Origin of the sequence: Catellatospora sp. NPDC049111 (genome assembly GCF_040648615.1) — a bacterium.
Lineage (GTDB): Bacteria > Actinomycetota > Actinomycetes > Mycobacteriales > Micromonosporaceae > Catellatospora > Catellatospora aurea.
The window spans coordinates 15731-36112 of the sequence record NZ_JBEZEB010000065.1 but is presented as its reverse complement, the minus strand read 5'-3'; the positions used below and the strand labels follow the sequence as shown (position 1 = coordinate 36112).

The 20382-nt window shown below is 72.0% G+C and carries 14 protein-coding genes and 3 tRNA genes; 3 read left to right on the top strand and 14 right to left on the bottom strand.

Going from position 1 to position 20382, the window contains the following annotated elements; translation table 11 throughout:
- The 3 genes from AB0B66_RS41835 to AB0B66_RS41825 all read right to left on the bottom strand — a co-directional run.
- Nucleotides 1–2571: FtsX-like permease family protein (locus AB0B66_RS41835; protein ID WP_360540877.1), on the bottom strand; the 2571-nt coding region annotated here is incomplete at its 3' end.
- A complete protein-coding gene (locus AB0B66_RS41830) occupies nucleotides 2568–5804 on the bottom strand; it encodes an FtsX-like permease family protein (RefSeq protein ID WP_360540875.1) in 3237 nt (1078 codons plus the stop codon). The genes AB0B66_RS41835 and AB0B66_RS41830, both read right to left, overlap by 4 nt.
- 119 nt (nucleotides 5805–5923) lie before the next feature.
- Nucleotides 5924–6526 carry a TetR family transcriptional regulator gene (locus AB0B66_RS41825; RefSeq protein ID WP_360540873.1) on the bottom strand — a complete coding sequence of 201 codons (603 nt, stop codon included), beginning with the start codon at nucleotides 6524–6526 and terminating at the stop codon, nucleotides 5924–5926.
- Between the two features lie 109 nt (nucleotides 6527–6635).
- On the opposite strand from AB0B66_RS41825, the gene AB0B66_RS41820 reads away from it, so the two are divergent.
- Nucleotides 6636–7190, top strand: coding sequence for a hypothetical protein (locus AB0B66_RS41820; protein WP_360540871.1), 555 nt, complete (start codon nucleotides 6636–6638; stop codon nucleotides 7188–7190).
- Nucleotides 7187–8512, top strand: a complete 1326-nt coding sequence (locus AB0B66_RS41815; protein ID WP_360540869.1) for a PrsW family intramembrane metalloprotease — start codon at nucleotides 7187–7189, stop codon at nucleotides 8510–8512. The genes AB0B66_RS41820 and AB0B66_RS41815 overlap by 4 nt, the downstream gene beginning before the upstream one ends.
- A gap of 182 nt (nucleotides 8513–8694) precedes the next feature.
- Here AB0B66_RS41815 and AB0B66_RS41810 read toward each other — a convergent pair whose 3' ends face one another.
- Together AB0B66_RS41810 and AB0B66_RS41805 are read right to left on the bottom strand one after the other, a co-directional pair.
- A complete protein-coding gene (locus AB0B66_RS41810) occupies nucleotides 8695–8931 on the bottom strand; it encodes a hypothetical protein (RefSeq protein ID WP_144123171.1) in 237 nt (78 codons plus the stop codon).
- Between the two features lie 34 nt (nucleotides 8932–8965).
- Complete coding sequence (locus AB0B66_RS41805) at nucleotides 8966–10294, bottom strand: ABC transporter substrate-binding protein (protein WP_360540867.1); 1329 nt, start codon at nucleotides 10292–10294, stop codon at nucleotides 8966–8968.
- Between the two features lie 128 nt (nucleotides 10295–10422).
- Between AB0B66_RS41805 and AB0B66_RS41800 the strand changes: the two genes are divergently transcribed.
- On the top strand, nucleotides 10423–10812 hold the full coding sequence (locus tag AB0B66_RS41800; protein WP_360540865.1) for a hypothetical protein: 390 nt from the start codon (nucleotides 10423–10425) through the stop codon (nucleotides 10810–10812).
- A gap of 13 nt (nucleotides 10813–10825) precedes the next feature.
- Here the strand turns inward: AB0B66_RS41800 and AB0B66_RS41795 are convergent, their stop codons facing one another.
- The 9 genes from AB0B66_RS41795 to AB0B66_RS41755 all read right to left on the bottom strand — a co-directional run bounded on the left by AB0B66_RS41795 (nucleotide 10826) and on the right by AB0B66_RS41755 (nucleotide 20056).
- Nucleotides 10826–11353: a GNAT family N-acetyltransferase gene (locus AB0B66_RS41795; RefSeq protein ID WP_360540863.1), complete on the bottom strand. Its 528-nt coding sequence runs from the start codon at nucleotides 11351–11353 to the stop codon at nucleotides 10826–10828.
- Between the two features lie 143 nt (nucleotides 11354–11496).
- Nucleotides 11497–11573, bottom strand: a tRNA-Phe gene (locus AB0B66_RS41790).
- Between the two features lie 25 nt (nucleotides 11574–11598).
- Nucleotides 11599–11675, bottom strand: a tRNA-Asp gene (locus AB0B66_RS41785).
- Nucleotides 11676–11732: 57 nt separating this feature from the next.
- Nucleotides 11733–11805 (bottom strand) — tRNA-Glu (locus AB0B66_RS41780).
- Between the two features lie 130 nt (nucleotides 11806–11935).
- Complete coding sequence (locus AB0B66_RS41775) at nucleotides 11936–12751, bottom strand: polysaccharide deacetylase family protein (RefSeq protein WP_360540861.1); 816 nt, start codon at nucleotides 12749–12751, stop codon at nucleotides 11936–11938.
- A gap of 86 nt (nucleotides 12752–12837) precedes the next feature.
- Nucleotides 12838–13389: an isopentenyl-diphosphate Delta-isomerase gene (gene idi, locus AB0B66_RS41770; RefSeq protein WP_360540860.1), complete on the bottom strand. Its 552-nt coding sequence runs from the start codon at nucleotides 13387–13389 to the stop codon at nucleotides 12838–12840.
- Nucleotides 13386–14813 (bottom strand): phytoene desaturase family protein, encoded by a 1428-nt coding sequence (gene crtI, locus AB0B66_RS41765; RefSeq protein ID WP_360540858.1) that lies wholly within the window; start codon nucleotides 14811–14813, stop codon nucleotides 13386–13388. Before crtI ends, idi begins: the two co-directional genes overlap by 4 nt.
- A gap of 170 nt (nucleotides 14814–14983) precedes the next feature.
- Nucleotides 14984–17257: a xyloglucanase gene (locus tag AB0B66_RS41760; protein WP_360540856.1), complete on the bottom strand. Its 2274-nt coding sequence runs from the start codon at nucleotides 17255–17257 to the stop codon at nucleotides 14984–14986.
- Between the two features lie 69 nt (nucleotides 17258–17326).
- Nucleotides 17327–20056 carry a cellulose binding domain-containing protein gene (locus AB0B66_RS41755; protein ID WP_360540854.1) on the bottom strand — a complete coding sequence of 910 codons (2730 nt, stop codon included), beginning with the start codon at nucleotides 20054–20056 and terminating at the stop codon, nucleotides 17327–17329.
- Nucleotides 20057–20382 lie beyond the last annotated feature (326 nt).

Below are 20382 nucleotides of genomic sequence, written 5' to 3'. Positions count from 1 at the left end.
CATCCCGACGACCACCAGCACCAGGCAGGCGCCGACGATCACCGGGTCGAACGTGACACCCACCGACACCCCGTCGGTGAACTGCGACAGCCCCAACGCCGGGGCGATCAGATACGGCACCGCCGTCCCGACGACCGCACCGGTCACCACCGCCACGACCACCACCGGCATCAACTCCACCAGCAGCAGACGACGGCCCTGACCCCGCGACAGGCCCATGGTCCGCAACCGCGACAGCACCGTGCCCCGGCCCCGCGCCCCCGACACCACCGCGAACCCGATCGCCAGCAGCGCCAGCGCCACCCCCGCACCCGCACCGATCGCGTACGCGAACGTCACCACCGCGTTGATGCTGGCCTTGTCCAGCTCCTCCCGCGCCTGCGCCCAGGTGATCACGTCAGTGACCTCCTCGTACGCGCGCGGCCGGAAGCCCTCGTTGGCCCAGCGCTCCTGACCCGCGGCGCCGACCTCGCGCAGCCGCTCCGGGTCGGCGTCGCCGGCGATCAGGTAGCCGTTCGGCGTGAACGCCTTCTGAGCGTCGGTCTGCACCGCCTGCCACGGCACGATGATGAAGTTCGACGCGCCGTTGGCGATCGGCGGGAAGCCGTCGACCACGGCGGCGATCCGGAACTCGTATTGCCGGCCGCGCAGTGTGACCGCGCCGTGGTCGCCGCCGAGCTGCTTGGCGACGCCCGGGGAGACCAGGGCCGGTACCTGTGCGCCGGGCACCGCCTCGGTGAACTCCTTCGGCGGGGTCACGTCGACTCCGGAGTCCGCCACCACCTTGGCGTACGCCTGCCCGTCGAGCACCAGCGCGTACACCGTGCCGAGCCGCTTCTGATCGACGACCAGATCGCTGGCCCCGTCGACCATGTACTGGGACACCGCCGTGACACCGGGCACCGCGGCCAGCTCCGCCTCGGTGGCGTCGTCGAAGAAGTACCCGTCGATCTTGACGTCGGCGGGCAGGCGCAGGTCGGTGGCCCGGTTGCGGCCCTCGTCGATGGTGCTTGCCACGGCCACGCTGAACACCGCCGTGCTGACCGCGACGACCAGCACCGCGACCGGCCCGATGACCGCGCCCGCGGTGCGGCCCGAGCGAGACAGGCCGAGGAAGCTCACCGCGCCGCGCCCACGGGCGGCCAGCCGGCCCAGCCGGCTCACCACCGGCGGCACCAGCCGCACCATCGCGACCGCCGCCCCGGCGGCCAGTAGCGCCGGCACCGCGGCCAGGTAGACGTCGACCCCGGCGGCGGTGCTCAGCCCGCGGCTGCGCAGCAGCCACACGCCCAGCCCGGCCAGCACCAGCAGGCTCAGCTCCGCGGTGCGCTGCTTCACGCCGACCCGTGCCGTGGCCAGGTCGGCCCGCTCGCCGGAGAAGGAGGGGTTGCGGGCCGTCCGCATGGTCATGACCGGCACCGCCAGCGCCGCCAGCGCGGTGAACACGGCCAGCACCGGCCAGGTGACCGCGGGCCGTCCGGCCACCGCCGCGCCGAGCAGGCCGCCGGCCACCGCCGGGGGCACCACCAGCAGCGACTCCAGCAGCGTGTACGAGCCGATGGTGGCGATGGCCCCGCCGCGCGCCCGCAGCAGCGCGAACTCGCCCCGGCGGCGGGTCACGGCGACCCGGGCCGCCAGCAGCACCAGCCCGGCCAGCGTGATCAGCGCGCCCATCTGCACGACGGCCAGCAGCGCCGCCCCGGCACGGGCCTTGTCGGCGAACTTCGCCAGTTGCGAGTCCAGGCTGGTCAGCAGGGTCGCGTCGAGCCCCTGCCGCCGGGCGACGGTGACCGCCTCGACGACCTCGGGCAGCACGCCCGCGTCGAGCTTCGCCGTGTCGACCCGGTAGCGCCACTCGTAGACGATGCCGGCGAGATCCTTCACGCGGTCGAGGCCGAGCTCGTCGGAGTAGACCACCACTCGGTACGGGTCGCCGTCGTCGTTGGGCAGGTAAGCCCGCAGCCCGAACGGCGTGGGTTCCCAGAAGGTGCCGTTCTCGTCGTGCGGCCGCACGATGCCGACCACCTCGACCGGGACCTCCCGGTGGAACAGGAACGTGCTGCCGACCTTCTGCCGCAGCTTGTCGGCGTTCCACTCGGTCAGCACGACCTCGATCGGGCCCGCGGTGCCCGCCTTGGTCTTCGGGAAGCGGCCCTCGACGAGGTCGACCTGCTCCTCCAGCCCGTTGCCGGCGCGCAGGCTGAACAGCATCGCGCCCTGCTTGTTGTCACCAGGCAGGCCGGTCCCGGTCACCCAGGACTCGTCCAGCGTCGTGGTCGCCGCCCACCAGGACTGCTCGATCCGCTCGCGCAGCGCCGGGTAGAGCACGGCCTGCTGCTGTTCCAGCTTGCCGTCCGGCTTCCAGTTGTCGCCCTTGTCCTTGAGGCCACGGTAGGTGAGGTCCCGGGACGTGTAACTGAGCTGCGAGATGTCGTTGCGCAGGCCCTCGTCGGTCAGCCGGTTCGCGGCCCGTGGCGCGCCGACCACCAGCACTCCGGCCAGCAGTGTGAGTGTGCCGAGCAGCGCCAGCGGCCCGGCCGTGGCCCGTACCCGGGCGATCCAACCCTTCACCGGTCAGCTCCGATCCGCAGCTGGGCCGCGGCCAGCCGCTGCCGCATCGTGGTGGCCACCAGCCCGGCCATCACCAGGGTGAGGGCGAGCAGGGCGGCGGCGGTGCCCAGCACGGGCAGCCAGTCCGTCGTGGTGAGCGCGGGCGGCACCGGCCGGCTCGCGCTCGGGGTGAGGATGACCAGCGGCCCGGTCGTCCGGGCGACCAGCAGGCCGACCACCAGGCCGACCGCCACGCCGAGCCCGGCCAGGAACGCCTGCTCGATCATCAGCGCGCGGGCGAGCAGCCGCGGCGTCGCGCCCAGGGTGTTCAGCACCGCGAGCTCGGCGACCCGGCGCCGGGCGGTCGCCCGCACGTCGACGGCGACGCCGACCAGGGCCAGGCAGATCGCGCCGAGCGCGGCGATGAACAGGGCGATCCGCGCGCCGACGCCGAACGGGTCGTCCGCCGCGTGCACGGCCAGCGCCTTCCGGTCGACGGTCTGCAGGTTGGGCAGCGGGCCGGCCGCCGCGGCGGCCTCGGCGTGCCGGGCCGGGTCGGTCTGCACCCACCATTCGGTGATGTTGGGCGGACGCCAGCCGGCCTGCTGGAAGTGGGTGCTCAGCGCGGGCATGTCGACCAGCAGCGCGGCCTGGTCCACCCCGCCGGGCAGCGCGGTGAGCTGTCCGACGATGTGCACCTCGACGTTGCTGCTGCCCCACAGCGGGATGGCCAGCTTCGTGCCGACCTCGGTGTGCAGCGACGCGAGCACCTCGGGCGTGGCCAGCGCCGGGACGGTGAGTTTGTCACTCATCGGGCGCAGGTTGAACGCGAACCGCGGGACCTCGCCGAAGCCACCGGCGCTCATCAGTTCGACCCGGACCGTGTCGCCCTCGACCCGTTGCTGCCCGCTCAGGGAGGAGGTGGGCAGGCCCCAGCTCGTGCCGTCGCCGTCGAGCTTGAGCGCCGTGGCGGCGCCGCCCGCGCCTACCGCTGCCAGGCCGTTGAGCTGCCACACGATCGGGATGCCGCCGGGCATCTCCGGGCCGTCCACGGCGAACCCGGTCAGCCGCAGGCGCGGCGTACGGGGCAGTGCCACCTCGAAGGCGTACGCGTCGGAGTCCTCGTCGCCGGCCACCGACACCTGGTGGATCGCACCGTGCTCGTCGGTGAGCACCAGCGCCGTCACCTCGCGCGGGTGGGCGAGCCACTCGCCCTCCGGGCCGGTGACACGAACTGTGCCGCGCAGCGCCGTCGTGCCCTCTGGCAGGTCGACGCCCGGCTGGCGGTGGCTCTCCGCCGCGGCGGCGGCCAGCTGTGCGGGCGCGTCGCCGAGGTCGGGGCGCAGCCGCAGCACGTCACCGGCGGCCGTCGTGTCGATGGCCAGGACCGTGGTCGGGGTCGCCTTTTCGCCGGTGTCCATGCGGGTCCGCCAGGCCGGCAGGGCCGTGGTGACCCCGGGCAGCGCGGCGAGCTGGTCCACCCGGCCGGGCGGCACGGACCAGGCCGTCTCGATCAGGCGCAGGTCCGCGCCCGCGGTGTGGTCGGCCTGGTCGACCTGGGACTGCCGGGCGGTCGCGGCGAGCGTCCAGGCCAGCGTGCTGACCGCGACGCTCAGCGCGAGCAGCAGCACCGGGCCGGCGTGCGGGCGGCGTCCGGCCTGCCAGACGCCGAGCTGGGCGGCGAACCAGGGCCGCCGGTCCACCCGGCGCTCCAGCAGCCGGGTGAGCGGCGGGAGCAGGCGCAGCGCGAGCACCGCGCCCGCGAGCACCCCGAGCGGCCCGGCCGCGGCCAGCAGCGGGTCGATGCCGAGCTTGCCGGCGACGCCGGACAGCGGCGACTCGTACTGCTGCAGCTGGTACCAGGCCAGCCCGGCGAAGCCGACGAGGGCGAGATCCAGGCCGGTGCGCTGGGCGGCGGCGGCGCGGCTGGGCCGCGATCGGGCCGCCAGGTCCGCGACGTAGGTGCCGCCGCCGCGCATGGCGGGCAGCAGCATCGCCAGTACGCAGCCCAGCCCGGCGGCCGCGGCGACGGCGATGGTCGTCGGCGTGATCCCGGCCTCCAGCCGCAGGCTCACGTTGCTCAGCGCGGGCAGCCGCGCGACGAGGCCCAGCAGCGGGGCGACGAGCAGCGGGGCCAGCACGGCGGCGGGCCCGGCGATCAGCAGCGCCTCGCGGGCGGCCAGGCCGGCCAGCTGGCCGCGAGACGCGCCGCGGGCGCGCAGCAGCGCGGTCTCCGCCCGGCGGCCCTCGGTGAGCAGTGCGGCGAGCAGCAGCAGCGCGTACCCGCCGAGGATGGAGATCAGCAGCAGCGGGGTGAGCAGGTCGGACCGGCCGACGAGGCTGGCCTGCTGGATCCGGTCGACCAGTCGCTCCAGATGCGTGCCGGCCTGGCCGCCGTCGCCATAGCCCAGCTCCTCGGTCACCTCCGGCAGGGTCCGCACCGCGTTGCGGGCGGCGATCAGCTGCGGCAGCTCGGCCCGGGACAGGTCCGGCGTCACCACCCAGCCGCTGTTGCCGAGGTAGGACCAGTCGCGGAAGAAGTCCTCACGGGGCAGCACCAGCGGGCCGTACGTGCTGCGCCCGGCCTCGACGCCCTCGGCCATCTCGGGCACGAGCAGCCAGTACGGGTCCTCTTCCCGGTTCGCGGCGAAGACGCCGCTGACCACCACGCGCTGGTTCTTCTTGGTGATGCCGTTGGCGAAGGTGACCTCGGAGCCGACCTGCAGCCCGAGCGCCTGCGCGGCGGCCTCGCCCACGACGACCTGCTGCGGGTTCGAGCCGGCCGCCGGCCACGTTCCGGAGACCAGGCGGGCGTGCTCGGCCAGCTCGTCCAGGAACATGACCCGGGCGTACACCACGCCGTAGCTGTCGGCCGTCGCGTCACCGGTGTCGCTGGTGAACCGCAGGCCGCTGGCGTAACCGGCCGAGCCGAACTCGACCTTCGTGCCGGAGAACCGGGCCGCGAACGACTCGCGCAGCTTGCCGTCGGTCTCCCGCCAGGACTGCTCCGAGAATGACTTGCCGACCTCGGTGCCGGTCGAGGACCAGCCGCTGCCACCGGTGCGGGAGGGCAGGCGCACCTGCACGGCGCGCTCGTCCGGCGGGGCCGCGGCCACGGCCGCCCGGCCGCCCGCCTCGATCACCGCGCCGCTGTAGCTCGCCAACCCCACCAGGAGCGTCGTCGAGATCAGTGCTGCCGCCGCGGCGGCAGTCAACAGGCCCTTCGCGCTATAGGCCCGCCGACGTGCCAGCATGACGCCTCCCTGATCGTTTGCGCTTCAACTTCTGTATGAGTTGAGACGACAGGGAGGGGGTTCGCAGACAGTGGCGGCTGTTACCCGAATGTGATGACCAACGGGGCGGTATGCCCCTTTCACCCCGGAGCGCGAATACCCACAGTGAGCTGCGCGAACGCCGAACGGCGCGCATCGGCCAGGTCGGGGCTGTGCCCGCCGGCCCAGGACCAGAGCGCGCTGTCCCACGCGGCCTGGGCAGCCCCGGCGACCAGCAGCGGGTACGGGTGGGACTCGGGCACCCCGCACCGCACCGCGACGAAGCGGCTCACCAGGCTCCGCAGCTCCTCGCTGATCACCAGGTACGCGCTCAGCAGCGTCGGCTGCTCGGTGAGCAGACGCAGGCGGGCTCGGATCTGCCCGAGCTGGGCCTCGTCGGTGATGTCGGCCCCGTCCAGCACGGCGCGCACCGACTCCAGCGGCGGCTCCCCGCCGGGGCGGGCGGCCAGGGCGGCGCGCAGCTGCTCCACCCGCGAGTGGCCGACGTCGCCGAACAGCACGTGCTGCTTGGACGCGTAGTAGCGGAAGAAGGTGCGCACCGAGACGCCGACCTCGGCCGCGATGTCCTCCACCGTGGTCTGCTCGAAGCCCTGCCGGGCGAACAGCGCCAGCGCCGCGTCCTCCAGCGCCTCGCGGGTGTGCTGTTTGTGCTGTTCCCGCCGGTTGATCACCCGTCCGGTCATTCACTCATCCTGAAGGCGTTGTTGCATACCGTCAAAGTCCCCCTCGGTCATGCGCCCGGGTTGTTCGATATAGCAGCATTCAAGTTCTATGCCCCGCTACCGTCGGACCATGGTCGCCCATCGACTGGTGCGGAACCTGCTGGGAGGGGCAGCGGTACTCGCTGCCCTGCTCTTCGTCGTCTTCGGGCTGCCGGCCCTCAACCGGGCTGTGCCGACCGACCGCTCCCTGGCCGGGCACCTCTACGAGGTGGGCGCGGGCGTCAGCGTGCAGCCGCCGCCCGGAGCCCGGGTCGACGCCAGCAAGACCCGCCCCGGCGACGAGCGCGCCACCGTGCTGTTCCTGGTCGGCGACGTGCGCTACGCGATCGTGGTGCAGCCGTTCGGCGGGCAGATCGCGGAGGCGGCCGACAAGCTGCGTACGAAGATCAAGGCGACGCAGGGCTACCAGGTAACCGGGGACGAGGGCGGGGTGAACACGGCCAGTGGGCTGTCCGGCCTGGCCGGCGGCTACACCGCGCCCGGCCGGTGCGGCCGGTACGCCGTCTTCCTCGCCGACGGGCGCTCGATCGAGGTCACCGTCAGCGGCGCGCAGCTCGAACTGCAGCGCGAACTCGCCGGCATCGACGACTCGATCAGCTCCATCCGGTACGGCGGTGGCCGGTGACGGTCGCGGACCGCTCCGGCGGGCGGCGCTGGCGGTTCTCCGTACGCCCGACGCCCCGCGCGGCGCGAGCGCTCAAGTCGCTGCAGCTGCCGGCGTTCTGGCTGCTCGGCCTGATCATGCTGGCCGGCCTGCTGCGCCTGCTGGAGATCCTGCGCACCGACATGGCCCGCTTCCCGATCGCCACCACCTCGGCGGTACTCCTGTTCGCCCTGTACGCCGTGCCGTTCTGGCTGTTCATAGCGTCCATGGACTTCCTCGAACGCGAGCCGCCGCTGCTCATGGCGACCGCGTTCGCCTGGGGCGGCGCGGTGGCCACCACGGCGGCGATCCCCGGCACCCAGGCCGTGCACGACCTGGTCGCCAAGCTGATCTCACCGGCCTTCGCCGCGACCTGGGGCTCGGCCATCGCCGGGCCGACCATCGAGGAGCTGCTCAAGGCGCTGGGCGTCGTGATGATCGTGCTGGTCGCCCGCAAGCAGATCAACAGCGTGCTCGACGGCATGGTCTACGGCGCGCTCATCGGGCTCGGCTACCAGGTCGTCGAGGACATCGTGTTCGCCGTCAACGCGGTCGCGCTGCGCGGCCAGGGCGACGGCGTCGGTCCCGTGATCGCCACCTTCTTCCTGCGCGGCTTCCTGGCCGGCCTGTGGAGCCACACCCTGTTCACCGCGCTCGCCGGTGCGGGCATCGCCTGGTTCGTGGTGCGCACCGACAAGCCGATGTGGTGGCGGCTCGGCGGGCTCGGCCTCGGCCTCGGGCTGGCCTGGCTCACCCACTTCGTGTGGAACTCGCCCCTGTTCGCGGACGGCCTGGGCTCCGGGGCCGCCGGGGTGCTGCTCGGCATGCTCGGCAAGGGGCTGCCCGCGCTGGCCATGGTGCTGGCCCTGCTGTGGGTGGCCCGGCATCGCGAGGCCCACTACTACGTCGCGCAGCTCGCCCGGCTGCACGACCGGAACATCGCCACCCCCGGCGAGCTGCAGATCATGGGCCACGGCCACCTGCGGGCCGACGCCCGCCGCTACGGCCGGGCCCGCTGCGGCCGGGCCGGTGAGCGGGCGGTACGCGGCCTGCAGACCGCGCAGGCCCGGTTCGCGGTGGAGCTGAGCCGGGTCGACCACATCGCGCCCGGCGACATGCTGCTGGTGCACTGCCGCGACGAGGTGCTCGCCCAGCGGCAGCGCCTGGTGAACCTCGGCCACCCCGAAGCGGTCGTCTCCCCGATGCGCCCCGCCGTGCCCCGCGTGGTCGTGCTCGGCGCCCTCTTCGCCGTCGCCCTCTTCCTGCTCATCTGGCAGGCCATCCGCCACCTCAACGCCGCCTGACCCCCGCCCCCATCACCTGACCGGTCTCTCGCGTCCGCCACACCCTCCGCCACACCCTCCGCAACGCCCTCCGCCACCCCCTCCGCCACGAAAAGACGCTGGCCTATCTCATCGAAAAATCGTGCACCAGATTCGATGAAATAGGCCAGCGTCTATGAAAAGCGCCGGCGCGGCGAGCCGCGTCAGTTGGGGGCGTGGCCGCCGTCGCCGTCGACCGTGATCTCCGGCGTGCCGTCCTGGTCGAGGTCGACCAGGGTGATGTCGACCTCGCCGTCGTGGTCGGTGTCGAACTGGAACAGGTCGGCCTTGCCGTCGCCGTCGGTGTCGGACACCCACACGTCGGTGCGGCCGTCGTTGTCGGTGTCGCCCTTGATCAGGTCGCGGCGGTCGTCGCCGCGGGTCTCCACGGACTCGCTCATGACTTCTCCTTAACGGGGGTCGTACCGCAACACGTTAGTGGCGGATTTTCGCACCGGCGGCAGCGAGGGCCTTGATCGCTCCCGCGGACTCGGAGTAGCCGATGACCAGCACGCCGTCGGGGTTCGTGGGCAGGATCTGGTTGGCGATCTTCGCCAGCTCGGCCTGGTCCTTGACCGAGCCGTCGTCGGTGATCTCGTAGATGTACGTCTGCACGTCCACCTCGCTCACGCCGGCCTTGACCAGTTCCTTGGTGACACCCTCGGCGAGCTTCTTGCCGTAGTTGTCGCTGTGCGTGACGATCGCGACCCGCTGCAGGCCGTCGCGCAGCATCACGTCGGCCAGCGCCCGCGCCTGCAGCAGGTCCGAGGGCGCGGTGCGGAAGTACAGGCCCTTGTCGTCGAAGCCGGTCAGGTCGGGCGAGGTGTTGCACGGCGAGAACATGACCATGCCGTACTTGATCGCATCCGGCAGCGTGGCCAGCGCGACGCCCGAGGCGCCCGGGCCGATCAGCACCTGCACCCCGGCCGCGTGGTGGCTCTCGATGGTGGCCTTGGCCTTCGGCACCGAGGTGCCGTCATCGCCCTCGATCCACTTCACCGGCTTGCCGAGCACGCCGCCGGCGGCGTTGATCTCCTCGATCGCGAGCTTGGCGCCCGCGTCCATCGGCGGGGTCGTGTATGCCAGCGCGCCGGTCTTCGGCAGCAGGCCGCCGAAGGTCAGCGGCTTGTCGGTGGTGCCGTTCTTCACCGGCGTCGGCAGCTTCTGGCCGGTCACGTCGCGCTCGTTGCCGGTGCCGAGGTACTCGGTCTTGCCGTTGTCGAGGGCGTTGCCGTCACCGAAGTGCACGGTGCCGTAGCTCGTCGTCGCAGGCTCGCCGACCTCGCTGAAGCCGTATCGCACGGTCATGCCGCGGTAGGAGATCGGCTTGCCGCTCTTCGCCAGGGTCAGGCACTGCTTGACCGAGCGGCAGATGGTGCCGCCGACGGTCACCGCGTTGATGTACTTCGCGATCTTGGCGGGCTCGGTGCTGCCGGCCTGCTGCGCGGCCAGCGCGCTGATCACGACGGCGTCGTACGCCTCGCCGGCGTACAGGCGGTCCTTGAGGCCGGGATTGATCCGCTTTATCCCCTGCAGAAACGCCTCCTCCGCTTCGTTCAGCGGCAGCGTGCCCTTCATGCCGTTGAGCAGGCCCGGCTGCTCCTTGAACTCCGCGCCGAACTCGTTCGCCATGTTGCCGTCGGTGCCGTAGAGGTACGCCCCCTGGTACGCCGGGTTCTGGGAATCGTCCGGCCCCGAGCTGCAGGCAGACAGGGTGAGCAGCGAGACGCAGGCAGCGGCGATGACAGCTCGCGAGAAACGCATGAGGGTGCCTCCATGGCGATGGTCCAACGGGCACCTTAGCGTTGTTCCCTGCTTTGGGGGAGGGGCCAATACGCCCGATGGGTGGCGAGTGCTCCGGTACGGTTGCCGCCGCCCGTTAGGCTCCCACCGTGACCGTCGATCCAGACCACTCCTTCGAGGACGCCGCTCTTGTACTTGACCAGGCACTTGCCGGAGACGGCAGCGCGGTGGCGGGAACCCTCGACGAGGTGGTGAAGCGCGACGGCAGTGAGGGTGCCTACAACGTCGCCTGGTGCCTGGCCGGGGAGCTGGCCGGCGACGGCGTCCGCGCGGGCGCCTGGGCGCTGGACTTCCCCGGCATAGACGAAGCGGCGTACGACGCCCGCTGGGTGGCCAGGTTCGTCAGCGCGTACGTCAACAGCGACGAGCCGACCGGCGAGGCGCTCATCGGCGCCGCGCTGGCCGACGGCCAGCTCCCCCAGTGCCTGCTGACCCTGGCCGGCTCCACCGTCGCCACCAAGCGCCGCCGCGAGTCCTGACCCGCTCGCGGCGCTAGCCCAGCTCGATCCAGTAGCGCCGGGTCCGGCCGAGTTCGGTGTCGCGGACGTCCTCGAGCACCCCGCCGTTGCGCTCGATGGTGCGCGCCGAGGCCGTGTTGGTGTCGTCGCAGGTGATGAGGACCCGCTCGATCCCCTTCTCGCGCGCGCACGCCAGCACCTGCGCCACCGCCCAGCCGGCCAGGCCCCGGCCGCGGGCCGACGGGCGCACCGAGTAGCCGACGTGCCCACCGGCGTGCAGCAGGAACTCGTTCAGCCGGTGCCGCAGCGAGATCGAGCCGACGACCGCGCCGTCCTCCACCATCCACCAGTACGAGGCGTGCACCAGCCCCTCCCCGATGGGCACGGACTCGTCCGAGGACGTGACGAGCCGGTCGACCCAGGCGGCGAAGGCTTCGGGCGAGTCCACGTCGGTGGCGTGGTGCAGCCCGCTGCCGGGCTGCACCACCCCGAGCCCCCACTCGTCGCGCGCGTCGAGCCACGCGCGGTGCAGCAGCATGTCCGGGACGACCAGTTCAGCCATCGGGCGACCGTAGTGCCGGCGGAACGCTCGCGGCCACGGATTTACCCGCGCGAGCGGAAGAGGATCGCGCATATGAAAAGGCCCCGAGCCGCTGCCTGATCACTCAGGCGCAGTTCGGGGCGACAAAGCCCGGCGAAGAGCTTTGGTGGCCAGGGGCGGGGTCGAACCGCCGACCTTCCGATTTTCAGTCGGACGCTCGTACCAACTGAGCTACCTGGCCGAAACCACCGGGGGTGGTCGAACATTGGCGGTCCTGACGGGACTTGAACCCGCGACCTCCGCCTTGACAGGGCGGCGAGCACTCCGACTGCTCCACAGGACCTTGCTACTTGCCTTGCTCTTCCTTGCTACCGGGAGACCTTATCAGGTCCCCGGTCCGTGCCCCCAACGGGATTCGAACCCGTGCTACCGCCTTGAAAGGGCGGCGTCCTAGGCCGCTAGACGATGAGGGCGGCCGAACCATCATCGCACACAGCTGCGATAAAGCTTGCAGCTGCCTGTGATGGTGGCTGTTGCTCCCATCCGGCCCCGCCGGAGGCTCGGAAAGCATATGTGACCAGCGGCCGTTCCGCCAAATCGGGGTCAGAACGTGTCGGGCAACCGGATCAGCTGGTACTTCGCGCGCAGGCCACCGATGATGCCGGGCAGCGCGGCCAGGGTCTGCGAGCGGTCTCCGCCGGCGTCGTGGAGCAGCACCACACCTCCGGCCCGGGTGCCCTTGACGACCCGGCTGGTGATGGTGGAGGCGGCCGGGCGGCGCCAGTCCTGCGGGTCGACGGTCCAGTGCAGCGGGCTCATGCCAAGGCTGCGGGCGACGCGTACGGCGGCGGCCGTCCAGTTTCCGCCCGGATGCCGGAAATAGCGGATCGGGGCGCCGGGCGCGGCGGCGTGGATCGCGTTGTTGGTGGCCCGCATGTTCGAGCTGATCTTCGTCTCGGACCAGGTGCCGAGCTTGAACTCGTGGTTCCAGCTGTGGTTGCACAGGGTGTGGCCCTCGGCGACGATCCGCCGGACCAGCGCGGGGTGTGCCTGGACCTGGGTGCCGACCAGGCAGAAGGTCGCTTTGACGCCCCGGGCGCGCAGCGCGTCGAGCACACGCGGGGTCCAGGTGGGGTGCGGCCCGTCGTCGAAGGTCAGCGCGACGCCCGCCGAGCCGCTGGTGCGCTGCAGGACGTACGACTTCTCGGTGGTGGGCCGGGTCGTGGGCGCCTTGCTGGGCGTGGGGCTGGCCGACGGGCTGGGACTGGGGCTGGGGCTGGGGGAAGGACTCGGCGAGGGCGAGGGCGAGGCGGAGGGCGATGGCGCTGCCGTGGGCGCTTTGCCGCCGCAGCCGGTCGCCAGCAGGAGTGTGAAACCGGTCACCACGGCGACGAGGCCGTGGGCGCGCCGCAGCTGCATCGCCGCTCCCCCAGGTCGGTCCACCCCCGTGGAGACCTCAGGGTGCCACAGTCAGGCTCGTGGCGAAATGGGGCGACGATTGCGGTTCAGGACACCTCGCCGAGCGCGGGGACGGCCACCGCGGTAACCCCGGCCAGCCAGGGGGCGAAGTCGTCGGGCCGTTCGTCCAGGGCGGCGAGCAGCTCGGCGGGGGCGACCCAGCGCAGGGCCGCGACCTCGGCCGGGTCCGGGCGCGGGGGCTCCGAGCCGGAGCCGACGATGCCGAGCAGCACGTGGTCGTACTCGTCCTCGACGCGGTCGGTCGACGGGTCGACGGCGCGGTAGGCGTACACCCCGATCTCGGTGAGGGTGACGCCGCGCACGCCGATCTCCTCGGCCAGCCGGCGCGCCGCGGCGGTGACCAGGTCCTCGCCCGGACCGGGGTGGCCGCAGGTGGCGTTGGCCCAGCGCAGCGCGAACCGGGTCTTCACCGCCGCGCGCTGCTGCAGCAGCAGGCGGCCGGCGGAGTCGAGCAGGTGCACGGAGAAGGCGCGGTGGCGGATGCCGGGCGCGGTGTGCGCGTGGGCGACGGTGGCCTTGCCGCAGGGCGCGCCGTGCTCGTCGACCAGCTCGACCAGATCCTCTTCGCGAGACCTCATGCGCGCGCTCCGACCACTCGGCGGGCCGCGGCTCGGCCCGAGATCAGCACCATGGGCACGCCGACGCCGGGGCGGGTGCCCGAACCGGTGAAAACGACGTTACTCAGGGTCGGGTGAAGGTTACCCGGTCGCATCGGACCGGTCTGCCGCAGCGTGTGCGCGCTGGCGAACGGGGTGCCGTGGGCCATGCCCAACCGTGCCCAGTCGTCGGGCGTCACCACATAGGACAGCGCGAGGTCCGCGCCGAGGTCGAGGTAGCCCCGCGCCTCCAGGGTGGCCATCAGCTCCCCGGCGTACCGGCGGCCGACCGGCCCGTCCCAGCGCACCGGCGCGGTGCGCAGGTTCGGCACGGGCGCGACGACCTGGTAGGTCTGCCGGCCGGCCGGGGCGGCCGTCGGGTCGGTCCGGCTCGGGTTGGTGACCAGGATCGACGGGTCGCTCATCAGCTCGCCGCGGTTGACGACCTCGTCGAAGGTCTGCCGCCAGGAGCGGCCGAAGTGCAGGTTGTGGTGGGCGATGCGCTGGTAGCCGCCGCGGTCGTCGCGGGTGCCCAGGTGCAGCACCACGCATGACGGCGACGGGGTCAGCCGGCGCAGCCGGGCGGGCGGCATACCGGGCAGCAGGCTGTACGCCGTGGGCAGGTCGGGGTTGAGCACGACGGTGTCGGCGGTGAGCCGCTCGCCGTCGGCGGTGTGCACGGCCACCGCCCGCCCCGCGCGGGTCTCCACCGAGGTCACGTGGGTGTGGTAGCGGAAGTTCACCCCGTGCTTCTCGGCCGCCGCGGCCAGCGCGCGCGGGACCGTGTTCATGCCGCCGCGCGGGTACCAGACCTCGGTGATCGTGTCCAGGTAGGACGCCGCCTGGTGGTCGCGGCCGGTGAACAGGTTGCGGAAGGAGAACAGCCGCTGCGTACGCGGGTCGGCGAAGAAGTCGGTGAGCCGCCGCCGGGCCCCCTCGGTGGCCAGGGTGCGCCAGTGCCCGGCCGGGTCGCGCCGCTCGAACTGCTGCAGCCGCCGCGCCCAGCGCAGGAAGCGCAGGTAGCCCGCGGCCTCCTTGCCGCCGCACAGCTTCGCGATCGCCGACACCATCTTGTCCGTGTCGGCGTGCACGTCCAGCGTCGTGCCGTCGGGGAAGTGGGCGCGGTAGGCCGGGTCGAGCCGGATGAGGTCGATCCAGTCGTGCAGGTGCTCGCCGACCGCGGCCAGCGGCTCGGCCAGCAGGTCCGGCGCGGTGATCATCGTGGGGCCGGTGTCGAACCGGTGCCCGTCGAGCTCCAGCACGCCGACCTGGCCGCCGGGGTTGCCGGAGCGCTCGATGACGGTCACCTCGCGGCCGGCCCCGGCGAGGTGCAGGGCGCAGGAGAGCCCGCCCAGTCCTGCGCCGACGACAATCACATGATTTGTCGGCCCCATTACGGTTCGCACGAATTCATGGTGGCACGTTCGGCCGAACCGACACGCCAAACAGCTGGCGATGTGTGCCGTTTGCCCGATATCTGACAAGTCCGGGAAAACCCCGCCACCGCACGCGGATCGATGCGATACCGGCTGCGTCGACCGGCGACCCGAGTGCGGCGGCGAGGCATCCATGCAGGTCAGCGTGGTTCGCCGACGATGATGCCGCGGCCGTTGGTGCCCACGTAGACCCGCCCGTGCACCCGCGGGTCGCCGATCACGACCGCCCCGGTCCACGCCCACTGGTGGCGGTCGTCGTTCAGCCGGATCCAGTGCCGCCCGGCGTCGTCCGAGCGGAAGATCCCGCGCGTGCCGCGCACCTTGGCGCTGGTGAAGACCGCAGGGTAGGAGCGGCGCGGAGCCGCCTTGCCGAAGCCCACGTTGTCGGCCTCGTCCACACCCGCGAGCTGTGTGAACGTGCCGCCGCCGTCGGTGGAGCGCCACATGCCGTACGCCCCGCCGGTCTTACCGCCCGCCAGCCAGACGTGCCCGGCGATTCCGGGCACCGCCTGGAAGCGCACGTCACCCTCGGCGGGCAGTCCGGCCGCTGCGGCAGTGAAGCCGGCCCCGCCGTCGGTGCTGACATAGAAGGTCCCGGCGGCGAACGCGTACATGCGAGCCGGGTCCACCCGGTCGGCCTCGACGCGCGCCCCGGCGGGCACGCCCGAGCTGGGGGTCCAGGTCGTGCCGCCGTCGGCGGAGTGGTGGACCGCCGCGCCGTCGGGCGACCAGAGCACGTGTGTGCCGTCGGCGTTCACCGCGACCCGGCCGCCGGCCGTGATGCCGTCCGGCTGCGACGCCGCCGGGGTCCAGGTCGCGCCGCCGTCGTACGAGATGCCGAAGCGCTGCCCGCCCGTCGGGTTGCCCACCCGCACCACCGTGCCCGGCGTCAGCCCGGCGAAGTCCAGGCCGGTGGTGCTGCCGTGGGTCGGGTTGGCGAACATCAGCCCCGGGTTGGCGAAGTCGTGGTGCACGAAGCCGCCCACGTCCCCGACCGCCGAGATCAAGTGCGCGCCGACCGGCGGGCTGACCAGGTCGAGCACCGCCGTCTCCTCCAGCCCGCGAGCCCGCACCGCGATGTGCACCGTGCCGCCGGTGTCCCAGTCGGTCAGGTTGTCCGTCGCGTAGATCGTCGCGCCGGTCCCGTAGAGCAGCCGGTCCGAGTCGAACGGGTCGATCTCCAGGGACTCCGTCATCCAGCCCAGCTTCGGCGCCTCCTCGGGCAGCGGCGGGGTCGCGTTCCAGGTCAGCCACGGGGCGTCGGTGATGTCGAGCTCGTAGCGCTTGATCCGGTTCGGCCAGGCGCCCCAGTCCCAGGAACGGGTCCAGGTCGCGCCGCCGTCGGTGGTGCGGAAGAACACCACGTCCGGCCACCAGGCGATCTGCGTGGCCACCAGCAGGGTGCCCGGCCGCTGTCGGTCGATCGTGAGGCCGGAGTAGCCCCAGCTCCCGTTCTCCGGCGTGATGTCGGTCCAGGTGCCGGTCGCGGTGTCGAGCTTCCAGACCTTGCCCGAACCGCCGTCGTACGGCCCGCCGGTGTCGCTCGTGGCCAGATAGAGGAAACCACCCACGTGGTCGAGCACGCCCTTGTGCGGCACGTGCCCGGTCGGCGCGCCCGGCACCGCCGCCCAGGTCGCCCCGCCGTCGGTGGAGCGGTAGAGCGGGTTGTCCTTGTCGGCCACGCCCACGTAGATCGTCTGCGTGCGCCGCCGCCGGGTGCCGGTACGCGGGTCGAACACCACCCAGACCACGCCCTGCAGGTCGCTGGAGTAGCCGCTGGTGTCGTTCGGGTCGGCCCGGTAGGAGCCAGGGTTCGGGAACGCGCTCACCTGCGCCCAGCGCTCGCCGTGGTCGGTGCTGCGCCACAGCCCGTGCCCGCTCGGCGCGCCCAGGTAGAGGACCTCGTTGCGGTTCGGGTCGATGGCCAGCCGCTCGCCCATGCCCCGGCCGGGCATGTTGCCGCCGAGCTTGAACGGCAGCTCGGTGACCTTCCAGGTGCGGCCCCGGTCGCGCGAGCGCAGGATCGCCCCCGGGTTGGGGTCCCAGTCGTTGGTGTACGTCCCGACGGCCGCGTAGACCCGGTCCGGGTCGCGGGCGTCGGTGGCCAGGCTGGCCACTCCCGACCAGCCCCACCTGTCCCAGCCCACCCAGTCCAGCAGCGGCACCCAGCGGCCGGTGGACCGGTTCCAGCGGTACGCGCCGCCGATGTCGGTGCGGGCGTACACCAGGCCGGGTTCGGACTGGTTGAACACGATCCCGGGGACGAAGCCGCCCCCGACGATCTCGACGTTGTCCCAGCGGTAGCCCTGCCCGCCGGCCAGGGCCGGCGCGCCGAGCAGGGCCGCTCCGGCGGCCGCGCCGACACCCGCCGCGCCACCCAGCAGGCTGCGGCGGGAGATCCGTGCCTCGTCCATCTGCTTCCTTTCCACGCACGAGCGAGGCGTCCCTCGGGGATGAGGGACGCCTCGGTTCTCAGGGGGCGATCACAGTGCTGTGCAGGTCACCGGCGACGGGATCGGGTTGGAACTGTTGTTCCAGGAGGCGTTGAAGCCCGCCGTGGTGCTGGTGGTGGGCGCGAGCACGCCGTTGTAGCCCTCGTTGACGGCCTGCACCGCGGACCCGGTCTGGGTCTTGATGCCGCCCCACATCTGCGAGATCACCTGTCCGGCGGTGAAGGTGAAGTTGACCCGCCAGCCGGTCGTGGCGACCGTGCCGGTGCTGGTCACCTTCAGCTCTCCGGTGAACCCGCCGGGCCACGAGTTGAGCACCTTGTACGTCGCGGTGCACGCCTTGCCGCCCTGACCGGACGGGCTCGGCGACGGTGACGCGGACGGCGACGGCGAGGCGGACGCACTGGGCGAGGCCGACGCCGACGGCGACGCGGAGGTCGACGCCGACGGGCTCGGCGGCGGGCTCGACGGCGTCACCGTGGCGTCGCCGTAGATGATGCCGCGGCCGTTGGTGCCCAGGTAGACGCGGCCGTACGTGCGCGGGTCGCCGGTGATCGCGTCACCGGCGTTGCCGTACTGGTGCTGCGCGTCGTTGATGCGGACCCAGGTCGCGCCGACGTCGTTGGAGCGGTACACGCCGCGTACGCCGTCGATGGTGGCCATGGTGTAGACCGCCATGTTGGTGCGCCCCGGCGCTGCCTTGCCGAAGCCGATGCCCACGCCGCTGGCCGACGCCGCGAACTTGGTGAACGACGTGCCCGAGTTCGTCGATCGGTACACGCCGGTCTCCCCGGCCAGCCAGAGCTCGCCCTCGACGCCCGGCATCGCCTTGAAGTTGCCGGTCGCGCCCAACCCGGTGGCGGTGCTGGTGAAGCTCTGCCCGCCGTTGGTGCTCACGTAGAACGTGCCGTTGTACAGGGCGTAGAACTTGTTCGGGTTGACCCGGTCCGACTCCACCTTCGCCGTGGCGGGCACACCACTGGCCTGGCTGAAGCCGCCGCCGAAGCTGGTGGCGTAGAAGACGCCGTTGGCCTCGGTGCTCCAGACCACGCGGGTGCCGTTGGCGTTCAGCGCGACGGTGCCGCCCTGCGCGCCGCTGGGCGAACTGCCCGACCACCAGTTCGCGCCGCCGTCGCTGGACACGCCGATGTTGGTCTGCCCGTTGGTGGTGCGCGCGCCCTTGCCGACCCGGACCACGTAGCTCGGGTTCAGCTCGGCGTAGTCGAGGCTGTTCGTGCTGCCGAAGTACGGCATGTCGAACATGTCCGGGACCACGTCGAGGTTGGTGTGCCGGAAGCCGCCGATGTCGCCGACGCCGGAGATCAGCGGGGAGGTGCCGGTCGGCGGGCTGATCAGGTCCAGCACCGCGGTCTCCTCCAGGCCCTTGATGAACGGGCTCAGCGCGACCGTGCCGCCGGTGTCCAGGGCGGTCATGTTGGTGGTGCCGTAGATGGTCGCGCCGGTGCCGAACAGCATGCGGTTGGAGTTGAACGGGTCGATCTCCAGCGCCTCGGTCATCCAGCCCAGCTTCGGCGACTGCTCGGGGGCCGACTTCTGCTCGTTGAAGTCCAGCCACGGCACGCCGGAGATGTTCAGCGTGTAGCGGTTGGTCCGGTTGGGCCAGGCGTAGTCGTAGAACTGCCGCCAGGTCGCGCCGCCGTCGGTGCTGCGCCAGATGAACGTGTCCGGGTACCAGGAGCTGTAGCCGGTGACCATCAGCGTGTTCGGGCTCTGCTTGTCGATCGAGAGCCCGGAGTAGCCGAACCAGTTGTTGTTCGTGTCGCTGGACGGGACCGGGCTGATCTGGGTCCACGTGCCGGTCGACAGCTGCATCTTCCACACGTCGCCGTGGCCGCCGTCGTACGGGCCGCCCTTGTCGCTGGTGGTGATGTACAGGTAGCCGCCCGCGATCTCACCCTGGTGCGCCAGGTAGCCGGTCGGCTGGCCCGCGACCCGCTCCCAGCTGGTGCCGCCGTTGAGGCTGCGGTACACGGTGTTCTGCAGGTCCGCGACGCCGACGTAGATCGTCTGCGTGGTGTTGCCCGCGGTGCCGGTGGACTTGTCGAACGCCACCCAGCCGATGCCCTGGCTGAAGTTCAGATAGTTGTTCGTGTCCGCCGGGTCCTGAACGTAGTTGCCGGCGTTCGGGAAGTTCGTCACCTTCGCCCAGGTCACGCCGGAGTCGGTGCTGCGCCACAGGCCGTTGCCGGCCTCCGCGCCGAAGTAGAGGGTGCTGTTGCGGTTCGGGTCGATGGCCAGGCGCTCGCCCATGCCGCGGCCGGGCATGTTGCCGCCGACCTTGAACGGCAGCGTGGTGGCGGCCCAGGTCGCGCCCTTGTCCGAGGAGCGCAGGATCGCCCCGTTGTTCGGGTCCCAGCTGTTGAGGTACATGCCCACCGCGGCGTACACCTTGTTGGTCTGCACCGGGTCGGTGGCCAGGCTCAGCACGCCGTTGTAGTTCCAGTTGTCCCAGCCGGCCCAGTCCAGCAGGGGGATCCAGCTGCCGGTGGACTGGTTCCAGCGGTACGCGCCGCCGATGTCGGTGCGCGCGTAGATCAGGTTCTGCTCGGTCTGGTTGAAGATGATGCCGGGCACGAACCCGCCACCGTCGATACGGACGTTCTTCCAGGTGTACGGCTCGGACGCGGCCGCGACGGCCGGGGTGCCCCCGGCGAGCTGGGTGACGACCGCCAGCGCGCCCGCCGTCAGGGTGGCGGCGAGGGTGCCGGCGAGGGTGCGGGTTCTTCGGGCACGGGGTTGCATCTGTGGCACTCCAGTGGGGACGGGTGCCGCTGGCGCACAGATGGCGGGGCGGGCCCGGGCAGTGACAACCGCCGCACCGCCTGTGCCGGCAACGGCGACAGAACGTGCGTATGAGTTGCGCGGGACTGCCCTCGGCTGCGCGCACCGGTCCCGTGGAGAGGTTCACACGCTCGTCACAGGCATGTCAATAGTTTGATGTGCCAACGAACTCCAGTCCGATATGGCTGTTCGCCAGGCACGCACGGGGCGGTCGGGCTCAGATCACATAGGAGACAATGGTTAGGTGCGGCTTGCCCGGACGTTGTAGGGTTCGCCCGCGATCCCTC

What these genes read in the sequence shown, in the direction of transcription:
- AB0B66_RS41830 (WP_360540875.1), bottom strand. Translation starts at nt 5,804, where the DNA reads ATGCTGGCACGTCGGCGGGCCTATAGCGCGAAGGGCCTGTTGACTGCC.
- AB0B66_RS41825 (WP_360540873.1), bottom strand. Translation starts at nt 6,526, where the DNA reads ATGACCGGACGGGTGATCAACCGGCGGGAACAGCACAAACAGCACACC.
- AB0B66_RS41820 (WP_360540871.1), top strand. Translation starts at nt 6,636, where the DNA reads ATGGTCGCCCATCGACTGGTGCGGAACCTGCTGGGAGGGGCAGCGGTA.
- AB0B66_RS41810 (WP_144123171.1), bottom strand. Translation starts at nt 8,931, where the DNA reads ATGAGCGAGTCCGTGGAGACCCGCGGCGACGACCGCCGCGACCTGATC.
- AB0B66_RS41805 (WP_360540867.1), bottom strand. Translation starts at nt 10,294, where the DNA reads ATGCGTTTCTCGCGAGCTGTCATCGCCGCTGCCTGCGTCTCGCTGCTC.
- AB0B66_RS41795 (WP_360540863.1), bottom strand. Translation starts at nt 11,353, where the DNA reads ATGGCTGAACTGGTCGTCCCGGACATGCTGCTGCACCGCGCGTGGCTC.
- AB0B66_RS41775 (WP_360540861.1), bottom strand. Translation starts at nt 12,751, where the DNA reads ATGCAGCTGCGGCGCGCCCACGGCCTCGTCGCCGTGGTGACCGGTTTC.
- idi (WP_360540860.1), bottom strand. Translation starts at nt 13,389, where the DNA reads ATGAGGTCTCGCGAAGAGGATCTGGTCGAGCTGGTCGACGAGCACGGC.
- AB0B66_RS41760 (WP_360540856.1), bottom strand. Translation starts at nt 17,257, where the DNA reads ATGGACGAGGCACGGATCTCCCGCCGCAGCCTGCTGGGTGGCGCGGCG.
- AB0B66_RS41755 (WP_360540854.1), bottom strand. Translation starts at nt 20,056, where the DNA reads ATGCAACCCCGTGCCCGAAGAACCCGCACCCTCGCCGGCACCCTCGCC.